At 65.3% G+C, this 23879-nt stretch carries 19 protein-coding genes and 1 tRNA gene; 6 read left to right on the top strand and 14 right to left on the bottom strand.

Annotation, left to right across the window (positions count from 1 at the left end; genetic code table 11):
- Position 1: 1 nt before the first annotated feature.
- The 13 genes from AC1HFW_RS25040 to AC1HFW_RS24980 form a co-directional block, all read right to left on the bottom strand.
- The gene (locus AC1HFW_RS25040) at positions 2-1057 is read right to left on the bottom strand and encodes a PDDEXK nuclease domain-containing protein (RefSeq protein WP_479285481.1); all 1056 of its coding nucleotides are present in this window, start codon (positions 1055-1057) and stop codon (positions 2-4) included.
- Positions 1054-2916, bottom strand: a complete 1863-nt coding sequence (locus tag AC1HFW_RS25035) for a restriction endonuclease subunit S (protein WP_479285480.1) — start codon at positions 2914-2916, stop codon at positions 1054-1056. The genes AC1HFW_RS25040 and AC1HFW_RS25035 overlap by 4 nt, the downstream gene beginning before the upstream one ends.
- Positions 2907-5687, bottom strand: coding sequence for a type I restriction-modification system subunit M (locus AC1HFW_RS25030; RefSeq protein ID WP_479285479.1), 2781 nt, complete (start codon positions 5685-5687; stop codon positions 2907-2909). The genes AC1HFW_RS25035 and AC1HFW_RS25030 overlap by 10 nt, the downstream gene beginning before the upstream one ends.
- Before the next feature lie 393 nt (positions 5688-6080).
- Positions 6081-7172 carry a redox-regulated ATPase YchF gene (gene ychF / locus AC1HFW_RS25025; protein ID WP_061073300.1) on the bottom strand — a complete coding sequence of 364 codons (1092 nt, stop codon included), beginning with the start codon at positions 7170-7172 and terminating at the stop codon, positions 6081-6083.
- A gap of 96 nt (positions 7173-7268) precedes the next feature.
- Entirely contained in the window at positions 7269-8048 is a 780-nt protein-coding gene (locus AC1HFW_RS25020) for a CPBP family glutamic-type intramembrane protease (protein WP_006391361.1), read from the bottom strand.
- Positions 8048-8644, bottom strand: a complete 597-nt coding sequence (gene pth, locus AC1HFW_RS25015) for an aminoacyl-tRNA hydrolase (protein WP_026384832.1) — start codon at positions 8642-8644, stop codon at positions 8048-8050. The genes AC1HFW_RS25020 and pth overlap by 1 nt, the downstream gene beginning before the upstream one ends.
- A gap of 97 nt (positions 8645-8741) precedes the next feature.
- Positions 8742-9356 (bottom strand): 50S ribosomal protein L25/general stress protein Ctc, encoded by a 615-nt coding sequence (locus AC1HFW_RS25010; protein ID WP_006391363.1) that lies wholly within the window; start codon positions 9354-9356, stop codon positions 8742-8744.
- Between the two features lie 149 nt (positions 9357-9505).
- On the bottom strand, positions 9506-10456 hold the full coding sequence (locus AC1HFW_RS25005) for a ribose-phosphate pyrophosphokinase (RefSeq protein ID WP_006227587.1): 951 nt from the start codon (positions 10454-10456) through the stop codon (positions 9506-9508).
- A 135-nt stretch (positions 10457-10591) separates the two neighbouring features.
- Positions 10592-10668, bottom strand: a tRNA-Gln gene (locus tag AC1HFW_RS25000).
- A gap of 1 nt (position 10669) precedes the next feature.
- The gene (ispE, locus tag AC1HFW_RS24995) at positions 10670-11599 is read right to left on the bottom strand and encodes a 4-(cytidine 5'-diphospho)-2-C-methyl-D-erythritol kinase (RefSeq protein WP_061073298.1); all 930 of its coding nucleotides are present in this window, start codon (positions 11597-11599) and stop codon (positions 10670-10672) included.
- 107 nt (positions 11600-11706) lie between these two features.
- On the bottom strand, positions 11707-13305 hold the full coding sequence (locus AC1HFW_RS24990; protein ID WP_479285478.1) for a methyl-accepting chemotaxis protein: 1599 nt from the start codon (positions 13303-13305) through the stop codon (positions 11707-11709).
- Positions 13306-13542: 237 nt separating this feature from the next.
- Positions 13543-14112, bottom strand: coding sequence for a lipoprotein insertase outer membrane protein LolB (lolB, locus tag AC1HFW_RS24985; RefSeq protein ID WP_061073296.1), 570 nt, complete (start codon positions 14110-14112; stop codon positions 13543-13545).
- Between the two features lie 41 nt (positions 14113-14153).
- Positions 14154-16040 carry a tetratricopeptide repeat protein gene (locus tag AC1HFW_RS24980; RefSeq protein WP_061073295.1) on the bottom strand — a complete coding sequence of 629 codons (1887 nt, stop codon included), beginning with the start codon at positions 16038-16040 and terminating at the stop codon, positions 14154-14156.
- Between AC1HFW_RS24980 and mutM the strand changes: the two genes are divergently transcribed.
- From mutM to AC1HFW_RS24960, 4 genes are all read left to right on the top strand, one after another.
- Entirely contained in the window at positions 16039-16866 is an 828-nt protein-coding gene (gene mutM, locus AC1HFW_RS24975) for a bifunctional DNA-formamidopyrimidine glycosylase/DNA-(apurinic or apyrimidinic site) lyase (protein ID WP_479285477.1), read from the top strand. The genes AC1HFW_RS24980 and mutM overlap by 2 nt on opposite strands.
- 226 nt (positions 16867-17092) lie before the next feature.
- Entirely contained in the window at positions 17093-18046 is a 954-nt protein-coding gene (locus tag AC1HFW_RS24970; RefSeq protein WP_238888865.1) for an MBL fold metallo-hydrolase, read from the top strand.
- Between the two features lie 129 nt (positions 18047-18175).
- Positions 18176-19855, top strand: a complete 1680-nt coding sequence (locus tag AC1HFW_RS24965) for an FAD-dependent oxidoreductase (protein WP_479285476.1) — start codon at positions 18176-18178, stop codon at positions 19853-19855.
- A 17-nt stretch (positions 19856-19872) separates the two neighbouring features.
- Positions 19873-20091: a DUF2783 domain-containing protein gene (locus AC1HFW_RS24960; protein WP_006391371.1), complete on the top strand. Its 219-nt coding sequence runs from the start codon at positions 19873-19875 to the stop codon at positions 20089-20091.
- On the opposite strand, the gene AC1HFW_RS24955 is transcribed toward AC1HFW_RS24960, so the two are convergent.
- A complete protein-coding gene (locus AC1HFW_RS24955) occupies positions 20057-20974 on the bottom strand; it encodes a LysR family transcriptional regulator (protein ID WP_479285475.1) in 918 nt (305 codons plus the stop codon). The genes AC1HFW_RS24960 and AC1HFW_RS24955 overlap by 35 nt on opposite strands.
- 166 nt (positions 20975-21140) lie before the next feature.
- Between AC1HFW_RS24955 and hmgA the strand changes: the two genes are divergently transcribed.
- Together hmgA and fahA are read left to right on the top strand one after the other, a co-directional pair.
- A complete protein-coding gene (gene hmgA, locus AC1HFW_RS24950) occupies positions 21141-22439 on the top strand; it encodes a homogentisate 1,2-dioxygenase (protein ID WP_006391373.1) in 1299 nt (432 codons plus the stop codon).
- Between the two features lie 118 nt (positions 22440-22557).
- A complete protein-coding gene (gene fahA, locus AC1HFW_RS24945; protein ID WP_479285474.1) occupies positions 22558-23877 on the top strand; it encodes a fumarylacetoacetase in 1320 nt (439 codons plus the stop codon).
- Positions 23878-23879: the final 2 nt, after the last annotated feature.

Here is a 23879-nt window from a genome sequence, read left to right as displayed (position 1 = left end):
ATCATTCCTCGGTGCCGTCATCCATAGGCTTGCCCAGCTCCCGCTCGATCTGTTCGATCGTCGGCAGGCTGGTTTGCAGTTCTTGCGGCAGGGACTCCACCAGCTTGTATTCGGCAATGCCCATCGGCTGCGACTTGTCACCCAGGGCGTATTCGGCCACCACCTTGTTCTTGCTCTTGCACAGCAGCAGGCCAATGCTCGGGTTGTCCTGCGCGTGCTTCACCTGCCGATCCACCGCCGTCAGGTAAAAGCCCAGTTGTCCCAGGTGCTCGGGCTTGAACTTGCCTGCCTTCAGTTCGATCACCACGTAGCAGCGCAGCTTGAGGTGGTAGAACAACAGGTCGATGAAGAACTCCTCGCCGCCCACGTCCAGCAACACCTGCCGCCCGACGAAGGCAAAGCCCGCACCCAGCTCCAGCAGGAAATCGGTGACGTGCTGTACCAACGCCTTCTCGATTTCGCGTTCCTGTGCTTCTTCTCCCAGGCCGAGAAAATCGAAGCGGTACGGGTCTTTCAGCGACTCGATGGCCAGATCGGACTGCAATGCAGGCAGGCGCTGATCGAAGTTAGTGACGGCTTTGCCCGTGCGCTCCAGCAGGCGGGTTTCGATGTGGATGTTCAACACATTGCGCGACCAGCCATGTTCAATGGCGGCGCGAGCATAGGCCAGGCGCTCCGTTGGCGCTTTCAGGCGATCCAGCAATACCAAGTTGTGACCCCAGGGCAATTGTGCAGCAGCCTGCTGCACAATTTCGGCGTCCGGCCAGGCCTCGGCAAACGCCCGCATGTACTTGAGGTTGCGCGGCGAAAAACCTTTCATCTCCGGGAACGCCGTGCGCAGATCATGCGCCAACCGATCGATCACCTTGGCACCCCAACCCTGTTCGGCCTGCCGCGCCAGAATGTCGCGGCCGATTTGCCAGTACAGGCTCACCAGTTCCCGATTGACCGCCAGCGCCGCACGTTGCTGCGCGGTGTGGATGCGACCCTTCAGGTCGGACAGCCAGTCGGCGTAGCCTTGTGGGGCTGGAATTAGTGAGGCGGGCTTGTCAGTCATGGCAATGTCGCTCCCTTCGGCACAAAACCTTTCCCTCGCATCCAGCCAAGAGCCACCAGCCAGCGATCCTCAGGTATCCGCTGCTTTGCTTCGTGCCAATTGTGCAGCACCTCGTGCACAATCATTTCATCGGAGACGGTTCCTTTTTCACGCAGCAAATCGCTCCACGCCGCCAGCAAGGTGGCGACGATTTCGCACTGCTCCGTTTTCGCAGTTTTGAAGGCGCTCAGAATCTTCTCAAGAGTTTCGCCAATTCCGGAGAAATGCCGCTCGAAGTACGGTTTGTGACCGCCACGCTTCGCCAGTGGCACGTATTGGTAACGGCCTTCTTGCTTTCGCGCCTCGAACCATAGTTGCTTCTGCAACTGACTGTCTATCGAGCGAAGTGCCCGGTTGTCATATGGGCCAGCGGCCTTGCGGTGGTAAGTAGAGCCGGTATCTACCTGACACAGGTGTTCGGCAAGGAACATCATCTTCTCGAACTTGACGTGACCAAAGGTCGGCTGATCGTGCAACTGGTCGATGATTTCGGCTGCCAGCACGCTTCTCAGGAAGTGGACGTTCGCCTTGCGTCCTTCTGTTTGCGCCGCCTCCTCGCCAACCGGTTTGGCATCAGGCATTACCAACCGCGTCCTGCCAGTCAGCAGTTCCTGCATCATGGCCTGCTTGAGGGCGCGGGTCTTGGCGCGGCGGGTTTCGAGGGCGGTGATTTCAGTATCCATGTCGCTGAGAACTGTGGCGATGGCTGTTTGTTCGTCCTTCTCCGCTGGAAGCTTGACTTCATATTGTCGTAGCTGCGTCTTGCCGATCTCCAGAAAGGTGCTTCCTGCGGAAAGCCCGATCAGCCCTTGCGTTTGGGTGGAGAGTAGGTAATACAGAAATTCAACATCTACGGAATCGTGCGGAACAAGATTCTTGAAGCCCTGATTGGTCGTCACGGGAACGGCATTGATTGCACACTCGCCTATCGTTGCACGCGATGTCATCACGATCGAGCGGGCAGGAATCAGTTCCGCCGAACTGGTGCTCAGTCCGTACTCGGTAATGGCTCTACTCGTCGTAGTCAGATACTTTCTGCCTTCCAACGCAGTAATGTCCGTAGGAGTACACCATGGAATCGTGCCATCCCAGGCTCCTGCGTCTCCAGTACTAGGGGTGCCACCACTGCGAATGTCTGCCAAATCCCCCAACCGCTTCAGCTTCCACTCCCCACTGAATCCCGGCAGGCGAGTTTGGCCGGTGAGGAGTTGCTGCATGGCGGCCTGTTTGATGGCGCGCTTTTTGGCGATCAGGCGATCCAGTCCGTCCAGCAGCGCGTCCGTATCGCTGAGGGCAGCGGAAATGACGCATTGCTCAAATTTAGTAGGTGGAATCGGCAACTCAAATTGGCGAAGAGTAGCAATGGAAAACTCCAACCGAGTTGTTCCAACGACAGAGCGCATAATTCGCTCTTGTGTTCTACTAGCTTCAAGCTGATAAGCAACATATGACGGATCAATATCATTGATCACTCTCAGCCTTGCCAACTCTCGACTGATATTCCCTTCAAAGCCTTGAGGAACAATTCCTATTCGCCCAATCGTTCCTTTGATTGAGATAAGAACGTCATTGCCTTTTACTCTACTGCGAGCATATATTTTTTCAACATTAATAGCGGCTTTATGAAGTGGAGCATGCGCAATTTCTTTCACATACTTAATTGCTACAACGGGAATGCCATCTTCAACATTCTGACCTACTTGAACTACTCCGTAGCAAATAGGCGATGTCGGTTCAACAAGGTTGACAACGAATTCCGTGTCCCAATCCTCCGGAATCACCCCCACTTCCGTCTGCTTGTACCCCGGCTTCAGTTCCATACCGCCCCCATCTTCTTCAGGTGCGCTTCCACCTTGGCACTGAGGTCTACCACATCATCTTCCAGCTTGGGCAACGGGGTGTCGTAGCGTTCGGCCAGTTCGCGGATGCGCTGGGCGAGGGTTTGCGAAATGCGTTCCAGCTCCTGCCGCACATCGGCTTGCAGGCTGGCCAGCCATTTTTCTTCCACCACCAACGTTTTGACCTCGGCTTCGCTCAGAGTGAAGTAGTGGTCATAGGCTTGACGGTCGAGTTCCACCTCCAGCGTTTTGACGGTTTTCTTCAGTGCGGCTTCGCGGGCACTGAGTTGCTGCCACTGCTTGAGCGCGGCGCGTTCATCAGCACTGTCGGATTCATCACCAATTTCGGCGAGGCGGTCTTTGACCTGCGCGGCGTTGATCTTGTCGAAACCTGCGAAGGCACCATCTTCGCCGCCGTGTTCTTCTTCCAGTTCAGCGATCTGGCTGGCGATGCTTTCCAGTTCGGCCTGCTTCGCCTCCAGTTCGGCCTGTTCGGCGGCAAAGTAGCGGGCGACGATGTATCGCTTGGGCAGCAGGTCGCAGGTCCAGCCCTTGTCCTTGGTCTTGCCCTTCTTGTCGGTTTCCACGATACGCCGGGGCAGCGCCGCCCAGCCGTCAGCGGCGATCAGGTAAGCGTCGTCCTGCATAGCCTCGGCCCAGTAGTCCATCAGGTGCTGGTAGATGTCGTAGGGGTCGAGCAGCGGCGCGGCGTGGAAGGTGGTGAGCAGGGTTTCGGAGACCTGCGCGATCAGCGCCTTGGGTTTGTCGCCGGGCTGGATGCTGGTGAGCAGCGGCATGACGGCCTGCTGCCATTTGCCGAACAGGGTTTCCACCTTGCTGCGGAATTGCTGGAATTGCGGGTGGGCGAGGATGATGGAACGCACTTCGGCCATCGGCTGGCGCAGCCGCGCATAACCGGGGCGCTCGGCCTCGAACAGCGCCTGGCGCAGGGCAGGCATTTCCTGCCAGTCGGCAGCAAAAGCGTCGATGTCGCGCTCGGGAATGCCGCCGTTGAGGTGGGCATCAATATTGTGCAGATCTTCCGGCTCACTGCTGTCGATGTAGCGCGGCAAGTTGAGGTTGTAGTCGTTCTTCTCGTTCGCGATTTCGTCCAGCGGCACCATGCGGGCATAACGCGGCTCGTCCGCGCTGCGGCGAAAGGCATCGACGATGCGGTGGATGTCCTGCTCGCGCAGGCGGTTCTTGGGGCCGTCCTTGATGAAGCCTTTGCTGGCGTCGATCATGAAGATACCCTTGCGGGCGCTGGCGTTTTCCTTGTCCAGCACCAGGATGCAGGCGGGAATGCCGGTGCCGTAGAACAAGTTGGCAGGCAAGCCGATGATGCCCTTAAGGATGCCGGAGCGCACCAGTTGCCTGCGGATATGGGCCTCCGCATTGCCACGGAACAGCACGCCGTGCGGCAGGATGATGGCACCCTTGCCGGTGGTGGCCTTCATGCTGCGGATGATGTGCAGCAGGTAGGCGTAGTCGCCCTGCTTGGCGGGCGGCTCGCCCCAGGTGAAACGGAGGTACGGGTCGTTGGCCGGGTTGAGGCCGGTGGACCATTTCTTGTCGGAAAACGGCGGATTGGCGACCACGTAGTCGTAGGCACGCAGTTGTTCGCCATCCTTGAACTTGGGGTTCACCAGCGTGTCGCCGCTGAGGATGGTGGCGCTGGGGAAGTCGTGCAGAATCATGTTCATCCGCGCCAGACCGGCGGTGGTCACGTCCTTTTCCTGCCCTTCCAGGGTGATTTGCCGGCCTGCCTCTGCGGCCAATTTCAGCAGCAGCGAGCCGGAACCGCATGTCGGGTCATACGCAGTAGTGGAAGCCTTGGTGTTGGCGTGCGAGATGCCAATCACCTGGGCAATGATGCGGCTGACTTCGGCCGGGGTGTAGAACTGGCCCTTGCTTTTTCCCGAATCCTGCGCGAAGTGGCGCATCAGGTATTCGTAGGCATCGCCGAGCAAATCGTCGTTGTCGGCACGGTTGTTGGCGAAGTTCAGCTCGGGCTTTTCGAAGATGGCGATCAGGTTGCCCAGCCGTTCGACCATGGCCGAGCCTTCGCCGAGCTTGTTGGGGTCGTTGAAGTCAGGGAAGTCGCTATAGGCCAGTTTGCTGTTTTTTTCGACCAGTTCGCGAATGACCTGTTTGTTGATCCTGTCGCCGATTTCCGGATCACCTTTGAGCGCCACCATGTCCTTGAATGACGCACCGGGTGGGATGACCACCGGCGGGGCGAAGTCGTCGCTGTTGCCGTACTTATCGCTGATGTACTTGATGAACAGCATGAACAGGACATAGTCCTTGTACTGACTGGCATCCATGCCACCGCGCAGTTCGTCGCACGATGCCCAGATTGAGCTATAGAGATCGGATTTCTTGACAACGCCGTTGCGTACGGCAAGCGTCTTCGCGGCAGGGGCAGCCGCCGCTCTATCCTGCGATGACGAATCTGCTTTCGCCTTGGTTTTCAGGTGCGCCACGGTGGTTTCACGAGCCTCCGCCGGAGTCGCCGATTCTTGATCGACAGCATGGGCTATTGCGGACAGGGTAACCGAGCCGCCACGTCCTCGGCCAGGAATGATCCGGCCTGCATCGAGCAATTGCTGCTTGATGCCATCGTAGGTGGATTCCTGCCATCCCAATGCTTCACGCAATCGCTGGTTCCCGCAGGAACCGCCCATGGCTTCGAGCGTGCTGATAAATCGCTCGATTTTTTGTTCAGTACTTGTCACTTCAATATCCATCATTGGTGCCGGTTGGGCGAGACGTCGACACTCTGTAGTCTAGGGTTTGGCCGGGAAACCCTGTGTCCCAGCATCTGCGAATAGGTCACGAGGAATCTTCTACAGCGGGCATGGCAGGAGGGCTGCAGTAAGAAATCGACCTATCCCCCCTCAAAAATTTGCAACAAGGGAAATTACCCTATTTATTCATTAATTACCCTGTTTCTAGGTTCGAACCGTGGCAAACGCGAACGACAAGGAGATGGCTTCCCGCAGGCAATACCCCAGTCAGGAAAAGAAAAGGCCGCCTCAGCCCTTTCGCTGCGGCGGCCTACGGCCAAATCTCTTCTATACCGCGCCGCGTTCCTCCGCAGCATTCCGACAGCCGCCCAATGAGCAAGCTGCCAATCGACTGCGTCAGACGTTGAACAGGAAGTTCATCACATCGCCATCCTGCACGATGTATTCCTTGCCTTCGGCGCGCATCTTGCCTGCTTCCTTCGCCCCCTGCTCGCCCTTGTAGGCGATGTAGTCTTCATACGCGATGGTCTGCGCGCGGATGAAGCCGCGTTCGAAGTCGGTGTGGATGACGCCCGCGGCCTGGGGCGCGGTGGCGCCGATCGGCACGGTCCAGGCGCGCACTTCCTTCACGCCGGCGGTGAAGTAGGTCTGCAGGCCCAGCAGCTTGAAGGCGGCGCGGATCAGGCGGTTCAGGCCCGGCTCTTCCATGCCCATGTCCGACAGGAAGGCCTGGCGGTCGGCGTCGTCCAGGTCGACGATCTCGGATTCGATGGCGGCGCAGATGGCGACCACCGGCGCGTTGCGGGCGGCGGCGAATTCGGTCAGGCGGTCCAGCAGCGGATTGTTGGTGAAACCGTCGTCGGCCACGTTGCCCACGTACATCGCGCGCTTGGCGGTGATGAAGCACAGCTGGGCGATGTCGGCCTTTTCCTCGGTGGTGAGGTCGAGCGCGCGGATCGGCTTGGCTTCGTTCAGTTGCGCCACGCACTTTTCCAGCACGGCGACCAGGCGCTGCGATTCCTTGTCGCCGGAACGCGCGGTCTTCTGGTGGCGCTGCAGGGCCTTTTCGGCGGTCTGCAGGTCGGCCAGCGCCAGTTCGGTTTCGATGACTTCGATGTCGGCGATCGGATCGACCTTGCCGGCCACGTGGATCACGTTGGGATCCTCGAAGCAGCGCACCACGTTGACGATGGCGTCGGTTTCGCGGATGTGCGAGAGGAACTGGTTGCCCAGGCCTTCACCCTTGCTGGCGCCGGCCACCAGGCCGGCGATGTCGACGAATTCGACCGTGGCCGACAGGATGCGCTCGGGCTTGACGATCTCGGCCAGCTTCTGCAGACGCGGATCCGGCACCTCGACCACGCCGACGTTCGGCTCGATGGTGCAGAACGGGTAGTTCTCGGCGGCGATGCCGGCGCGGGTCAGAGCATTGAAGAGTGTCGATTTGCCAACGTTGGGCAGGCCGACGATGCCGCATTGCAGAGCCATGGGAATCCTGTGTAAGTACGGTATTGATCGTTAACGTTCTAGTTTACCCCGCCGGGCGGCGCGCCATGATGACCGCGCCCCGGGGGGACGGACGGCTCAGCTGGCCGCCGTGGGGGCCCAGCGCATCACGGCCCAGATCAGCAAAATGGGGCCGGCATTGAACATCGCATGCAGCGCGATCGCCGCGCCGATGCCGCGGCGGATGCGGATCCAGCCCAGCACCAGGCCGGTCAGCCATTGCGGCAGCACCAGCAGCGGCAGCAGCCAGTAAGGCGTGTGGTTGAAGACGAAGTTGGTCAGGTGCACCGCGGCGAAGGTCAGCGCCACCAGGTGGAACACCCAGCCGAAGTGCTTCAGGTAGTGGCGCCGCCAGGCGGTGTTCCAGCCCTTGAGCGGCTCGGGACGCGGGCGCAGCGACCAGCAGGCCAGCAGCACGAAGGCGGCCAGCAGCAGGCCCGTCCAGATGCGCGGGCCGTACAGCACCACCGGCAACAGCGCCGGACACAGCCACAGCGCCTGCTTGGGCCGGCGCAGGCCGTAGCGGAACAGCATTTCCTCGACCAGCGGGGCCCAGATCACCGCCGTCAGCCACGGGATGTTGGCCGGGTCCAGCCGGTGCGTGACGCCGCCGACGCCGGCCGCGGCGACCGCCACCGGCCCCAGGGCGAACAGGTTGATCAGCCACAGCACCGCGGCCCAGGCCAGCAGGCGTCCGGGGCCGACGCCCGGCCACCAGTCCGACACCCAGCCGATCGCCGGCGTGCGCCCGGGCAGGCGGCGCGCCGGATGCGGATGGCGCACGAAGCGCCAGAAGTCCGCCAGCTCGCTGCGGAAGCGCAGCTTGCGCGGCGCGGCGGAACCCGGGGCGCCGTCCATCAGGCGTCGTTGCCGCTGTGCAATTGGCGGGTGGCCAGGGCGAAGTCGCCGGCCAGCATGGCCGGCACCACGGCGCGGCAGCGGTCGATGACCGCCTCGATTTCCTTTTGCTCTTCGCGGCGCGGCGGATGCAGCACGAAATCGGCCACCTGCTGCGCCAGGCCGAGGGTGCGCGGATGGCCGATGCCGATGCGCAGGCGCCAGAAGTTCGGGCTGCCGAGCGCGGCCTGGATGTCCTTCAGGCCGTTGTGGCCGGCATGGCCGCCGCCCTGCTTGAGTTTCACCTGGCCCGGCATCAGGTCGAGCTCGTCGTGCAGCACCAGCACCTGCTCCGGCGTCAGCTTGTAGAAGCGCGCCAGCGCCCCGACCGCCTGGCCGGAACGGTTCATGTAGGTGTTGGGCTTGAGCAGCAGGACGTTGTCGGCCCCCAGGCGGGATTTGGCCACCATGCCGAAGAACGACTTCTCCAGCGCGAACGAGGCGCGCAGGTCGTCCGCCAGGTGGTCGGCCAGCCAGAAGCCCGCGTTGTGGCGGGTGGTTTCGTAGTCGGGACCGGGGTTACCCAATCCCACGATGAGGCGTATGGGAATAGACATGATGGGGGGTGTTTAAACCAAAAAACCCTGCGCATGCAAATGCACACGCAGGGTTTCGGACGCAAGCCGCGGGAAAGCCGGAGCTTTCCGGCAGGACTTAGGCGGCGGGAGCGGCCGGAGCGGCGTCGGCTTCGTCGGCGGCAGCGCCACCCTTGACGACAGCGGCGGCCAGCAGCGGGTTCTCTTCACCACCGTGCGGGACGTAGGTCACGCCCATCGGCAGCTTGATGTCGGCCAGGTGGATCGAAGCGCCGGCCAGGATGTCGGCCAGGTTGACTTCGATGAACTGGGGCAGCGCCGACGGCAGGCAGGTGATTTCCAGTTCGTTGGCGACGTGGCTGATGATGGCGCCGCTCAGCTTGACGGCCGGCGAGACTTCAGCGTTCACGAAGTGCAGCGGCACCTTGGTGCGCAGCGCCTGGTTGGCGTCGACGCGCTGGAAGTCCACGTGCAGGACTTGCGGCTTGTAGGCGTGCCATTGAACCGAGCGCAGCAGGACCTGTTCGTCCTTGGCGCCTTCGAGTTGCATTTGCAGGATCGACGCGTGGAATTCTTCCTTGCGCAGGGCATGGTAGATCTCGTTGTGGTCGAGCTCGATGTTCAGCGGGGCAGCCGTACCACCATAGACAATGGCGGGAACGCGGCCCGCGCGGCGCAGGCGGCGGCTCGCACTCGAACCCTGGACGCTACGCGCAGTGGCAGTAAATTTCATGGAAAACTCCAAAAACAAAAATTGGCGAAGCGGACTTCGCCGGTTGTGATCACGGCGCACAACAGGTGCGCCGTGTTGCTTGCGTCTTGCCGCGACCAGCAAGACGCAAAAAAACGGGGGTGGGCCGAACGCCCGACCGACGCCTGGCGTCAGTCGACGAACAGCGAGCTGACCGATTCCGCGTTCGAGATACGCAGGATGGTCTCGCCCAGCAGCGCGGCGCACGACAGCTGGCGGATCTTGCCGCTGGCCTGGCCTTGCTCGGAGAGCGGAATGGTGTCGGTGACGACCAGTTCGTCCAGTTCCGACGCCTCGATGCGGTCGATGGCGCCGCCCGACAGCACGGGGTGCGTGCAATAGGCGTAAACGGCGCCGGCGCCGCGGTCCTTCAGGGCCTGGGCCGCCTTGCACAGCGTGCCGGCGGTGTCGACCATGTCGTCCATGATGATGCAGGTGCGGCCGTCGACTTCACCGATGATGTTCATCACTTCCGACACGTTGGCGCGCGGACGACGCTTGTCGATGATGGCCAGGTCGGCTTCGAGCTGCTTGGCCAGCGCGCGGGCCCGCACCACGCCGCCGATGTCCGGGGACACGACGACCAGGTTCGAGAAATTGCGGCGCCAGATGTCACCCAGCAGGATCGGGCCCGCGTAGATGTTGTCCACGGGAATGTCGAAGAAACCCTGGATCTGGTCGGCGTGCAGGTCCATCGTCAGGACGCGGTCGACGCCAGCCACTTGCAGCATGTTGGCCACGACCTTGGCCGAGATCGCGACGCGCGCCGAACGCGGGCGGCGGTCCTGGCGGGCGTAGCCGAAATAGGGAATCGCGGCGGTGATGCGGCCGGCCGAGGCGCGGCGCAGGGCATCGACCATCACCATGATTTCCATCAGGTTGTCATTGGTAGGCGCACAGGTGGGCTGCAGGACGAAGACGTCCTTGCCGCGCACGTTCTCGTTGATCTCGACCATCACCTCGCCGTCGGAGAAGCGACCAACGGTCATCTTGCCCAGGGACATGTCGAGGTGGTTGACTACGTCCACGGCCAGCCGAGTATTGGCCGTGCCCGTGAAGATCATGAAGCTATCGTTTGCCATGATGGATGATGCGATGGTCGTTTCGAGACACTAACGAGGTGATGCGAGAACCTGCTGAAACCGGAAAATAAAAAAGCTGCTGAACCCGGGCCAGTGTCTTACAGGCGTGTTCAACAGCTTTTTTATGTATTCGGTTGGCTGGGGAGGAAGGATTCGAACCTTCGCATGCCGGAATCAAAATCCGGTGCCTTAACCAGCTTGGCGACTCCCCAACTATCTTGCAATCCAATTCCGCAACGGATGCTCAGTCAACCCAGGACATGCCTGCACTAACCGGAACCGTGGTTGCGTTGTGCTGTTGAGTTTGCAGTTTGCTTCAACAGCGCCGCGCATTGTAGCGGTAATTTCCGTTTTCGCCAAAACGGCCTCCGAAAGTTCGGAAAACTCGGCGTATAAACACGCGCCAGATCCCGACATGCGAACTTGGGTACCCGTGTCTTTCAACACACCCTGCTCTGCAAGCCACCGCGATGCCCTGAGAACCTCAGGATAAAGACGGTAGACCACCGGCTCCAAATCATTTTTCCCGAAGGAAAATGTAGGCGAAGCAAGAAAGTCCGCTATTGTGATGTAAGAAGAATCCCTTGTCAAATCGGGTGCGGAAAAAATTCCAACAGTCGGCACGCTCGCGTCCGGCTGCGCCACCAGATAGGCCCGCGCCGGCAGGTCCAGCGCCGTCAGTTTCTCGCCCACGCCCTCGGCAAAAGCGGACTGGCCGAATACGAACACCGGCACGTCCGCGCCCAGCGGCAGCGCCAGGTCCATCAGCTCGCGCCGCGACAGGCCGGTGCCCCACAGGCGGTTCAACGCGATCAGCACGGTGGCCGCATCGCTGGAGCCGCCGCCCAGGCCGCCGCCCTGCGGGATGCGCTTTTCCAGCGCGATCTGCGCGCCCTGGCGCGTGCCGGTGGCCTGTTGCAGGGCGCGGGCGGCGCGCAGGGTAAGGTCGTCCTGTTCCGACACGCCGGGCAATTCCGTGGCGCGGCTGATGACGCCATCGGCGCGCGCCTCGAAATGCAGCGTGTCGCACAGGTCGATGAAGCGGAAGGCGGTCTGCAGCAGGTGGTAGCCGTCGGGACGGCGGCCCACCACATGCAGGAACAGGTTCACCTTGGCGGGCGCGGGTACGTCGTAGAGGGTCACGGCGGATCGGAAAAAAGGACGGTTGCGTCGATTTTAGCGATCCGCCGGATGTGGCGACGCGGGGCGCGGCAAAACCGGACCGCCGCCGCCCGCGATGCCACCCGCGATCAGGCGATCTGCGGCGCGGCGCGGCCGGCCAGGCGCTCGGCCGGGGCCTCGATCACCTGCCCTTCCGGCAGCTTGAACACCGCCACGGCGCCCGCCAGCTGGCGCGCCTGCTCTTCGAGCGCGCCGGCCGCGGCGGCGGCCTGCTCCACCAGCGCGGCGTTCTGCTGGGTCACGCCATCCATCTGCGTCACGGCGCGGTTGACCTGGTCGATGCCGGTGGCCTGCTCTTCCGAGGCGGCGGAGATCTCGCCCATCAGGCTGGTCACGCGCTGCACCGAGTCGACGATCTCGCGCATCGTGGCGCCCGCGGTTTCGACCTGCTCGGAACCGACGCCGACCTTCTGCGCCGAGTCTTCGATGAGCTGCTTGATTTCCTTGGCGGCGGCGGCGCTGCGCTGGGCCAGCGTGCGCACCTCGCTGGCGACCACGGCAAAGCCCTTGCCCTGCTCGCCGGCGCGCGCGGCTTCCACGGCGGCGTTCAGCGCCAGGATGTTGGTCTGGAAGGCGATGCCGTCGATCACGCCGACAATATCGGAAATGCGCGACGAGCTGCCCGAGATGGCGCGCATCGTCTCGACCACGCTGGAGACGGCCTCGCCGCCGCGTTGCGCCACGGCGGCCGAGGCCGCGACCATGCGGTTGGCTTCGCGCGCGGTGTCGGCGTTCTGCTTCACGGTGGTGGCCAGTTCTTCCATGCTGGCGGCGGTTTCCTCGAGCGAGGCGGCCTGCTCTTCGGTGCGGCTGGACAGGTCGGCATTGCCGGACGAGATCTCGCGCGCGCCGACGTTGATCTCATCGACGCCGCGGCGCACCGTGGACACCGTGCGCACCAGGCTGTCCTGCATCGCGCGCAGCGCGTTCAGCAACGCGCCGATCTCGTTGCGGCCGCGATCGGCCACGCGGCGCGTCAGGTCGCCCTCGGCGATGCGGCGGAAGATCTCGCCGGCTTCCAGCAGCGGACGCACGATCATGCGGCGGATCAGCACATGCGCGCCCACCGCCATCAACAGGCCCAGCACCAGGATGCCGGCCAGCAGGTAGGTGAAGATCATGTGGAACAGCGAGATCTCGTCCATCACCTCCTGCCCGGTGGTTTCGGCGCGGCGCATGAAGGCGTCGCGCTCGGACACCAGCAGTTCCTGCACCTGCTGCGTGCCCTGCTTGAAGTAGGCGTCCATGTCGCCGGCCTCGAGCACCTTGCCGACGCTCTGCAGGTTGCCGCTGAGGTTGTTGTAGGCCTCGATCAGGTCCTTGGACTCGGTCTTCTCCTGTGCCGACAAGCCGCCGGCAAAGGTCTGGAAGGCGCGATCGCCCGCGGCGATGCGCTGGCGCGCCAGCCGCAGCGCGGTGGTGTCGCTGGCATTGCCCTGCGCCACGCGGGTGGCGTAGCGGCTCAGGTCGGTGCGCGCCGCCACCAGCGACAACGCGGCCGTGTTCACGGCGTTGACCTGTTGCGAAGACAGGCGATAGAGCTGGCCGACGTCCTGGTTGGTCTGGCGCAGCGCGACGAAACCCATGCCGCCCACCAGCAGCTGGAAAGTGAAAAACACCGCGATGATCCCCAAGAGCATCGTCGCGATTCGCGTATTCCTGAACATTGGCATTCTCCGTAAAAAAGCGGCGGCGCGATCCGCGGCCACCGGCCTTGCATGCCGCGCGCAGGGGTCGTGCGCGCGGGTATCGGAAGAATTATTCAGGTTAAACAGAATCTATCAATCAGTAACAGAGTCGGTTTTGCAACGCTTATTTGCCAAATTGAAGCCGGAGGGACGTGCTACCGACCGACGACAAAACGGCCCCGAAGGGCCGTCGCGGTGGGCACGAAACAGCAGGAATCAGGGCTTGTTGACGACCAGCCGCACCATGATGCGGCGGCCTGGTTCCTGGCGCTCGAGCACCAGCATCTGCGGGCCGAGCGTGTCGTAGCGCGACAGCCGCGCGCGCCAGCCGCCCTGCTCGAACGCCACGGGGCGGCCCAGTTCGTCGTTGGAGACGTCGGTGGCCTCGGGCTGGCCCGGCAGCCTGCCGCGCAGCCAGTCGCGCAGGCCGGACACCGGCATGCTGCTGCCCAGGGCGTCTTCGGCCAGGGCGTCGGGGTTGTCGGCCACCAGGCGGGTGCCGTCGGCCTTGGTCAGGCTGGCCGCGCCGGGCTGGCCCTCGACCCGCGCCTCGGTCGAGCCGAGCGGGTTGGTCAGGTCCAGCACATAGCGGCGGCCGTCGTCCGACCAGGAAAAACCGCCTTGCACGGCATTTTGCTTGCCGCTTTCCTCGTTGACCGTGATGGCGAAACGGCCGATGCGCGAGAAGGCGTCGGCCGAGGTGCCTTCAATGGGCTTGGGCGTGGTGGTGCAGGCCGCCAGCGCGAAGGCCAGCAGGGCCAGCAAGGCCCAGCGCAGCCAGGCCATGCCGGCGGCCAGGCCGCGAGGCGTCGAGACTGCCGCTGCCGTCACAGGCTGACCCCGAGGCGCTTGACGACCTCGAGCACGGTCTTGTTCTTGGGATCCTTCAGCAGCGCGGCGCGCAGCAGCTCGACCGCCTGGTCGCGCTTGCCCTGGGTCCACAGCACTTCGGCCAGGTGGGCGGCGATGTCGGCTTCCGGACGCACGCTGTAGGCGCGGCGCAGGTAGTCGGCGGCGGCGACCTGGTCGCCCATGCGGAATTTGACCCAGCCCATGCTGTCCAGGATGAACGGGTCGTTGGGCGACAGTTCCAGCGCCTGGGTGATCAGGTCCAGCGCCTCGGGCAGGCGCTGGTTGTGGTCGGCCAGCGTGTAGCCCAGCGCGTTGTAGGCGTGGGCATGCTCGGGATCCAGCGCGATGACCTGGCGCAGCATGCGTTCGAGGTCGGCCAGGCGGTCCTGGCGCTCGTACAGCATGGCCAGTTCGTACTTGATCTCGACGGTGTCGGGCAGCGCCTGGTCGGCCGCTTCCAGCACCGACACGGCCTGGCCGACGCGGTCGGCGTCGCGCAGGATCTGGGCCTTGGTCAGCACGCCCAGGGTGCGTTCTTCCTCGTCCTGGGGCGCGGCGGCGTCGACCATCTTGATGGCGTCGTCGATCCGGCCCGACTTGGCGCGCAGGGCGGCCTGGCGCATGCGCGCCGAGAAGCGCAGCGACGGATCGTCGATGCGGCCGAGTTCGGCGATGGCTTCGTCGTACTGGCCCTGGTCTTCGGCGATGCGCGACAGCAGCACGTGGGCATCGGCCGCGGCGGCGCCGGCGTCGGTGGCGCCCGGCACGATGGCGCGCTGGCGCTGGTTCTGGACGTCCAGGTACTGCTGCAGCAGCGTCTTGGCCTGCGGCAGCTGGCCGGCCTTGTAGGCCAGCTGGGCCTGCATGAAGAGCAGGTCGAAATCTTCCGGCGAGCGCCGCGACATGGCCTGCAATTCGGCCAGGGCGCCGTTGTAGTCGCCGGCGTCGGCCATCTGGCCGGCCAGCATCAGCCGGACCTTGCGGGCGTTGGGATTGCGGTTGATATAGGCGCGGGCATCGGCCTGCGCGCGCTGCGGGTCGACCTTGGCGCCGTACTCGAGGACGCGCTGGGCGGCCGGTTCGGACTTGGGGTCGGCGGCCAGGGCGGCATGGGCCTCCTGGGAGGCGCGCGGGTAGTCGCCGGCGGCGGAGGCCACGTCGGCCAGCGCCAGATGGGCGGCGGGCAGCTTGCGCACGCTGTCGCTCAGGGCTTCGTCAAGGATGCGCAGCGCCAGGCGGCGGTCGTTCAGGCGGCTCAGCACGGCCAGGGCCTGGCCGATGGCGGCCGGCTTGTCGCGCGAGGCCTCGATGCGGTTGCGCAGGGCCTGCGACAGGCCCTTGGTCTGGCCGTTGGCGGCGGCCAGCGCCAGCTCGGTGGAGCTGGCTTCCAGGTCGTTGGGCGACAGGCGGGCCCAGACGCGGGCGGCGTCCAGGGCGCCCGGCAGGTTGCCGCCGGCCAGCTGGAATTCCAGGCCGCGGCGCGCCAGGCGGGGATCGCCGGTGTCGCGCGCCAGGCCGACCATGGTGTTGGCGGCGGTGCCGTACATGCCGCGCTGGGCCGCGATTTCCGACGCCAGGACGCGGTAGAAGATGTCGGCGGTCAGCGAGACGTAGGGCAGCTGGCCCGGACGCAGGCGGATCACCTCGGTTTCTGGCTGGCGGTTCTGGGGCGCCATGCGGGGGCCGGTCGCATCCCGCGTCCGGCTGTCGGCGGCCTGGGCCTGGGGGGCCAGGGCGGAGGCCAACGCAAGCGCCAGCGCGGCAATCCCGATATTCATTTGTTTGAAAGACGACTTCACGCGGCCCGTCCGGTTGGTGGCACAATCTTCGTACACGCAATTGATGATCTTACACTGGCTCATGCCGGAACTGCCTGAAGTTGAAACCACGCGTCGCGGAATCGACGCCGTCATCACCGGCCGCCCCCTCACGCGGCTGGTCGTCCACGAGCCCCGGATGCGCTGGCCCATCCCGGCCGACCTGCCTGCCCTGCTGGGCGGCCGGACCGTGCTGGAATGCGGCCGTCGCGGCAAATACCTGCTGCTGCGCTTCGACCACGGCACCCAGATCGTGCATCTCGGCATGTCCGGGTCGCTGCGCAGCGTGGCTCCCGGTGAATTCCTGCGCAAGCACGACCACGTCGAATGGATCTTCGACCAGGCCGTGCTGCGGCTGCACGACCCCCGCCGCTTCGGCGCGGTGCTGTGGCACCCCGATGCGGACGGACCGGTCGAAAACCACCCCCTGCTGGCCAAGCTCGGCATCGAGCCGTTCGACCCGCGCTTCGACGGCGCCTGGCTGCACCACCACTTCAAGAACCACGGCGCCGCGATCAAGCAGGTGCTGCTGGCCGGCATGGCGGTGGTGGGCGTGGGCAACATCTACGCCTCCGAAAGCCTGTTCCGCGCCCGCATCAACCCCAAGACCCCGGCCAACAAACTGTCGCGCGCCCGCTGCGACCGCCTGGCGGACATGGTGCGCGCCACCCTGGCCGACGCCCTGACCTCCGGCGGCAGCACCCTGCGCGACTACGTCGGCGCCACCGGCGAGCCGGGCGCGTATTTCGAGATCCACGCCGCGGTCTACGAACGCGCCGGCCAGCCCTGCCGGGTCTGCGGCACGCCGATCAAGCGCATCGTCCAGGGCCAGCGGGCAACCTATTACTGCCCCAAGTGCCAGAAGACCTGAGCGGGCCCATCGACACATCCCATCCCCTCGGGCCGCCCGCGGCCTGAAAGGTTCCCGTCCGGGCCGCCCTGCGCGGCCCGGATGCATTTGGGCAAGCCCCGCAAACCCAAGGGAAATCCCTGGCAAAAAGGGTCAATTCGTTTATAGCAAACGTATTGCACAACCACTAACGTCAAGCTATAGTCCGTCCACACACCCTATTCCTATAAAAGTGGAAGGAGCCTCCATGAGCAAGCAATTCGCTTCGCACGCCGACCTGACCGACAAGGTCGTCTCGTTCGAAAAGCTGTCCGACAACGCCTATGCCTACACCGCCGAAGGCGACCCCAACACGGGCGTGATCATCGGCGACGAGGCCGTCATGGTGGTCGACACCCAGGCCACGCCGGTCATGGCGCAGGACGTCATCCGCCGCATCCGCGAAGTCACCGACAAGCCGATCAAGTACATCCTGCTGTCGCACTACCATGCGGTGCGCGTGTTCGGCGCCTCGGCCTATAACGCCCAGGAAATCCTGGCCAGCCGCGACACCTACGACCTGATCGCCGAGCGCGGCGAGCAGGACAAGGCCAGCGAAATCGGCCGCTTCCCGCGCCTGTTCCGCAATGCCGAATCGATTCCCCCCGGCCTGGTCTGGCCCACCATGACGTTCAAGGGCGAGATGACCGTCGACCTGGGCAACCTGGAAGTCAAGCTGCTGCAGGTCGGCCGCGGCCACACCAAGGGCGACACCATCGCCTGGCTGCCCGAGCAGAAGATCCTGTTCGCAGGCGACCTGGTCGAGTACCAGTCCACCCCCTACTGCGGCGACGCCTACTTCCGCGACTGGCCCAGCACGCTGGACGCGCTGTCGGGCTTCGAGGCCGAGAAAATGGTGCCCGGCCGCGGCCCGGCCCTGAAGAACGCCACCGAAGTGCGCCAGGGCCTGGCCGGCACGCGCGCCTTCCTGACCGACCTGTACGGCGCGGTGAACCGCGGCGTGGCCGAAGGCAAGGACCTGAAGACGATCTACCGCGAGGTCTACGACTTCATGAAGCCGCGCTACAGCGACTGGGTCATCTTCGACCACTGCATGCCGTTCGACGTGTCGCGCGCCTACGACGAGGCCAGCGGCCACGTCCACCCGCGCATCTGGACCGACAAGCGCGACCTGGAAATGTGGGCCCAGCTGGAGGGCTGATCCCGCGCGGCCGGTTCGCCGGCCGCGGTTCCACCGATTGAAACGGCGCCGCACGGCCCGCCGGCCCGAGGCCGCGGGCGACGCGCGACGCCGCGCATAAAAACAAAATGACCCACACAGGAGACAACCGTGGGAGACATCGACTTTCAGGCGATGGAGTTCGCCTATGAGAAGCACGCCGACCAGGCCGCCGCGACGCAGGCGCGCCACCCGGTGGTGGTGGTGGGCGCCGGCCCGGTCGGCCTGACCACGGCGCTGGACCTGGCGCGCCAGGGCGTGCGGGTGGTAGTGCTGGACGACGACTACCGCCTGTCCACCGGCTCGCGCGCCATCTGCTTTTCCAAGCGCACCCTCGAAATCTGGGACCGCCTCGGCGTGGGCCAGCGCATGGTCGACAAGGGCGTGTCGTGGAACGTGGGCAAGGTGTTCTTCCGCGACCAGGAGGTCTGGCGCTTCGACCTGCTGCCCGAACCCGGCCACCGCCGCCCCGCCTTCATCAACCTGCAGCAGTACTACGCCGAAGGCTATCTGTACGAGCAGGCGCGCCAGGAACCGAACATCGACCTGCGCTGGAAGAACAAGGTAGTGGGCCTGGAACAGGCGGGCGACGGCGTGGTGCTGTCGATCGACACGCCCGAAGGCGGCTACGCGCTGCACGCCGACTGGCTAGTGGCCTGTGACGGCGCCCGTTCGCCGGTGCGCAAGCTGATCGGCCAGGAGAGCCACGGCCGCATCTTCCGCGACCGCTTCCTGATCGCCGACGTCAAGATGAAGGCCGACTTCCCGGCCGAGCGCTGGTTCTGGTTCGACCCGCCCTTTCACCCCAATCAATCGGTGCTGCTGCACATGCAGCCCGACAACGTCTGGCGCATCGACTTCCAGCTGGGCTGGAACGCCGACCCGGTCGAGGCCGTCAAGCCCGAGAACGTGCTGCCGCGCATCCGCGCCCTGCTCGGCCCGGACGCGCAGTTCGACCTGGAATGGGTCAGCGTCTACACCTTCGCCTGCGAACGCATGGACAAGTTCCGCCATGGCCGCGTGGTGTTCGCCGGCGACTCGGCGCACCGCGTCTCGCCGTTCGGCGCGCGCGGCGCCAACAGCGGCGTGCAGGATGCCGAGAACCTGGCCTGGAAACTGCGCCTGGTGCTGGCCGGCCACGCGCCCGAATCGCTGATCGACAGCTACGCCGCCGAGCGCGAACACGCCGCCGACGAGAACATCCTGAATTCCTCGCGCGCCACCGACTTCATCACGCCCAAGAGCGACATCAGCCGCAGCTTCCGCAACGCGGTGCTGAACCTGGCCCGCACCCATGCGTTCGCGCGCACGCTGGTCAACAGCGGCCGCCTGTCGCTGCCCGCCACCTACGCCGATTCGCCGCTGAACAGCCCCGACGGCGACACGTTCGCCGGCCGCATGCGGCCGGGCGCGGTGGCGCTGGACGCGCCGGTGCGCGGACCCGGCGACTCGCCGTGGTGGCTGTCGCAATTGGACGCCGGCTTCACGCTGGCCCTGTTCTGCGGCGACCAGCCGCCCGCGATCGACACCTTGCAGGCCCTGCGCGCGCTGCGCCTGGCCGCCGTGCCGGTGAAGGCCGTGCTGGTGGCCGGCCCCGGCTGCGACACCCCCGGCTGGCCGGAAGACATGGCGCGCGTCGTCGACAGCGAGAGCCTGCTGGCCCAGCGCTATGACGCGCTGGCCGGCACCGCCTATCTGATCCGCCCCGACCAGCACATCGCCGCGCGCTGGCGCGCCTTCCAGCCCGACGCGGTGGCGTCGGCCGTCAACCGCGCGATTGGCCGCGCCTGAACCCGGAGGCCCTATCCATGCTGAACACCGAAACCAACCTGGCCGCGCCGGACGACTTCTACGAAGCGCTGATCGACGCCCATCGCGACCTGAGCAACGAGCAGAGCCAGGAAATGAACGCCGCGCTGATCCTGCTGCTGGCCAACCACCTGGGCGACATGGCGGTGCTGCGCGAAGCCCTGGCGCAGGCGCGCGCGTCGGTCACGCCGGCGACGAACCCACCGCAAACGCATTGACGATCAGGGCGCGCAGCCACTGGTTGCCGCCATCGCGGTCGTAGCGGCGCTGCCAGTACATATTGGTCTGCAGCGCCGGCACCTTCACCGGCGGCGTCATGTAGCGCAGGCCGAACGGCGGCGCGGCGCTGGCCGCCAGCTTCTCGGGCACCGTCGCCAGCAGGTTGGTGGCGCTGACGATGTATGGCACGGCCGAGAAATGCGGCACGCTGAAGTGCTCGGCCGGCATCACCCCGGCGCGCTCCATCGACTGGACCACCTGACCGTAGGGCGCGGCGCGCGACACGATCAGGTGGCGCTCGGCGCGAAACGCCTTCAGTCCCATGCCGGCATGCGCGGTCGGATGCGCCTGGCGGAACAGCGTGGCGTACCCCTGCCGGAACAGCATGCGCTGCAAGGTGCCCGCCCCCATCTCGTCGAACGCGCCAATGGCCAGGTCGACCCGGCCCGCCTCCATCTCGCGCGGCAGGTCGGGCCCCTGCACCCGCACCGAATCGATGCGCACCTGCGGCGCGACCTGCACGCAGACTTCCATCAGCCGCGGCATGAAGTGGATCTCGCCGACGTCGGTCATCGCCACGCGGAAACGCCGCGTGCTGGTGCTGGCGTCGAACGCGTCCTGGTCCTGCAAGGCCTGCGACAGCATCGCCAGCGCCTCGCTCACCGGGCCGGCCAGGCGCTGCGCGCGCGGCGTCGGCAACATGCCCTGCGCGGTGCGCACGAACAGCTCGTCGCCGAACGCCAGCCGCAACCGGCGCAGGGCGTTGCTGACCGCCGGCTGCGACAGGTCCAGCCGCCGCGCCACGGCGGACAGGTTGCGGTCCTCCAGCAGGTGCTGGAACAGGATCAGCAGGTTCAGGTCGACGTCGCGCAAATCCGCCATTCAGGCACCCCTACTATTCACAAAATTTATAGTTGCTATTTTTGCATTCCCGTAGCCGTGGCGGGGGATTTTTCCGACAATGGCGTATCGACGCCGGACATCCCCATCCGGCGCGCCACGACCAAGACCGCGCGGCCATGCATCGCGCGCCACCCAGGAGGATTCCATGGAACTGCAATACCAGACCGGCTTCGGCAACGACTGTGCCACCGAAGCCCTGCCCGGCGCGCTGCCGCTGGGCCGCAATTCGCCCCAGCAATGCCCTTACGGCCTGTACGCCGAACAGCTGTCCGGCACCGCCTTCACCGCGCCGCGCAGCGAGAACCGCCGTTCGTGGCTGTACCGCATCCGCCCGGGCGCCCAGCACCTGCCGTTCGAGCCGTTCGGCGGCGCCGCGGGCTGGGAAAGCGCGTTCGGCCACGGCCCGGTCACGCCCAACCAGCTGCGCTGGAGTCCCCTGCCCATCCCCACCGCGCCCACCGACTTCGTCGAGGGCGTGAAGACCTGGGGCGGCAACGGCGGCCCCGACGAGCAAAGCGGCGTCGGCATCCACCTGTATGCCGCCAACCGCTCGATGCAGGGCCGCTATTTCTACAACGCCGACGGCGAGTTGCTGCTGGTGCCGCAGCAAGGCCGCCTGCGCCTGGCCACCGAACTCGGCCTGATCGACCTGGAGCCGCTGGAGATCGCCGTGATCCCGCGCGGCGTGCGCTTCAGCGTGCAACTGCTGGACGACACCGCGCGCGGCTACATGCTGGAGAACTTCGGCGCCGCGCTGCGCCTGCCGGAACTGGGTCCGATCGGCTCGAACTGCCTGGCCAACGCCCGCGACTTCAAGACGCCGGTGGCCTGGTACGAAGACGTGGAAGGCGACTTCGAACTGATCGCCAAGTTCACCGGCGGCTTCTGGCGCGCCGCGATCGGCCATTCGCCGCTGGACGTGGTGGCCTGGCACGGCACGCATGCGCCGTACAAGTACGACCTGCGCCACTTCAACACCATCGGCTCGATCAGCTACGACCATCCGGATCCGTCGATCTTCACGGTGCTGACCGCGCCGTCCGACACCCCGGGCACGGCCAACATGGATTTCGCCATCTTCCCGCCGCGCATCCTGGCGATGGAAAACACCTTCCGTCCGCCCTGGTTCCACCGCAACGTCGCCAGCGAATTCATGGGCCTGATCCAGGGCGTGTACGACGCCAAGGCCGACGGCTTCGCCCCCGGCGGCGCCAGCCTGCACAACTGCATGAGCGGCCACGGCCCGGATGCCGGCACGTTCGAGAAAGCCTCGCACGCCGATACCAGCCAGGCCCACTACATCCGCGACACCATGGCCTTCATGTTCGAGACGCGGCGCGTGATCCGCCCGACGGCGCAGGCGCTGGCCTCGGTAGAATTGCAGGGCGACTATTACCGGTGCTGGCAGGGCCTGAAGAAGCACTTCGATCCCCGCAAGGCGTGACCGGCGTTTCCGCCGTCACGCCCGACCACGGCGATGCGCGCAAGCGCATCGCCGTTTGGCTTTGGATTTTCCCGGCGCCCGCCGGCCCCTTACAAACACTGAACGAGACATTCCCGCCATGACCTCTCCCATCAACGAAACCCACGACCCGTCCCTGAAGAGCTGGATCGCCAGCGCCAACACGGGCACGTCGGACTTCCCGGTGCAGAACCTGCCCTACGCCGCGTTCCGCCGCAAGGGCTCGCAGGAATCCTTCCGCCCCGGCGTGGCCATCGGCGACCAGATCGTCGACCTGGCCGCGCTGGCCGCCGCCAAGCCGTTCGAGGGCGCCGCCGCCGAGGCGCTGGCCGCCTGCCAGGGCGACAGCCTGAACGCGCTGATGGCCCTGGGCCAGGCCCACTGGAGCGCGCTGCGCCTGGCGCTGTCGCGCGCCCTGCGCGAAGGCGCCGCGCTGCGCGCCACGGTCGAGCCGCTGCTGGTGGCCCAGGCCGACGCCGAATACACCACGCCCGCCCGCATCGGCGACTACACCGACTTCTACATCTCGGTGCACCACGCCACCGCCGTGGGCAAGCAGTTCCGCCCCGACAATCCCCTGCTGCCGAACTACAAGTGGGTGCCGATCGGCTACCACGGCCGCGCCTCCAGCATCGGCGTGGACCAGAAGTTCGCGCGCCCCGTCGGCCAGACGCGTCCCGCCAACGGGGGCGAGGCGCCGCAGTTCGGCCCGTGCGCGCGGCTGGACTATGAGCTGGAACTGGGCATCTTCGTCGGCACCGGCAACGCCCAGGGCGACCGCATCGCGCTGGCGGACGCCGACGCGCACGTGTTCGGCCTGTGCATCCTGAACGACTGGTCGGCGCGCGACATCCAGGCCTGGGAATACCAGCCGCTGGGCCCGTTCCTGGCCAAGAACTTCGCCTCGACCATTTCGCCGTGGATCGTCACGCTGGAAGCGCTGGAGCCGTTCCGCACGCAATGGAACCGCGGCCCGTCCGAGCCGCAGCCGCTGCCTTACCTGGCCTCCGACGCCAACCGCGCCAAGGGCGCCTACGACGTGCGGATGGAAGTGCTGCTGACGACCGAACAGTCGCGCGCCGGCAAGCAGGCGCCGGCCCGGCTGTCGGGCAGCAACTTCCGCGATGCCTACTGGAACGTGGCGCAGCTGATCACGCACCACACGGTCAACGGCTGCAACCTGCAGCCGGGCGACATGCTCGGCACCGGCACGCTGTCGGGCCCGCAGCCGTCGGAAGCCGGCTCGCTGCTGGAACTGAACCACGGCGGCAAGAACCCGATCGAGCTGCCCTGGGGCGAGAAGCGCACCTTCCTGCAGGATGGCGACCAGGTCATCATGCGCGCCGAGTGCGTCAAGGCCGGCTACCCGCGCATCGGCTTCGGCGAATGCTCGGGCACGGTGCTGCCGGCGCGGGTCTGAGC

This window comes from Achromobacter sp. ISS7 (assembly GCF_056523125.1).
Note: the sequence above shows the minus strand (reverse complement) of the source record. Positions and strands in the feature narration are given on the sequence as shown.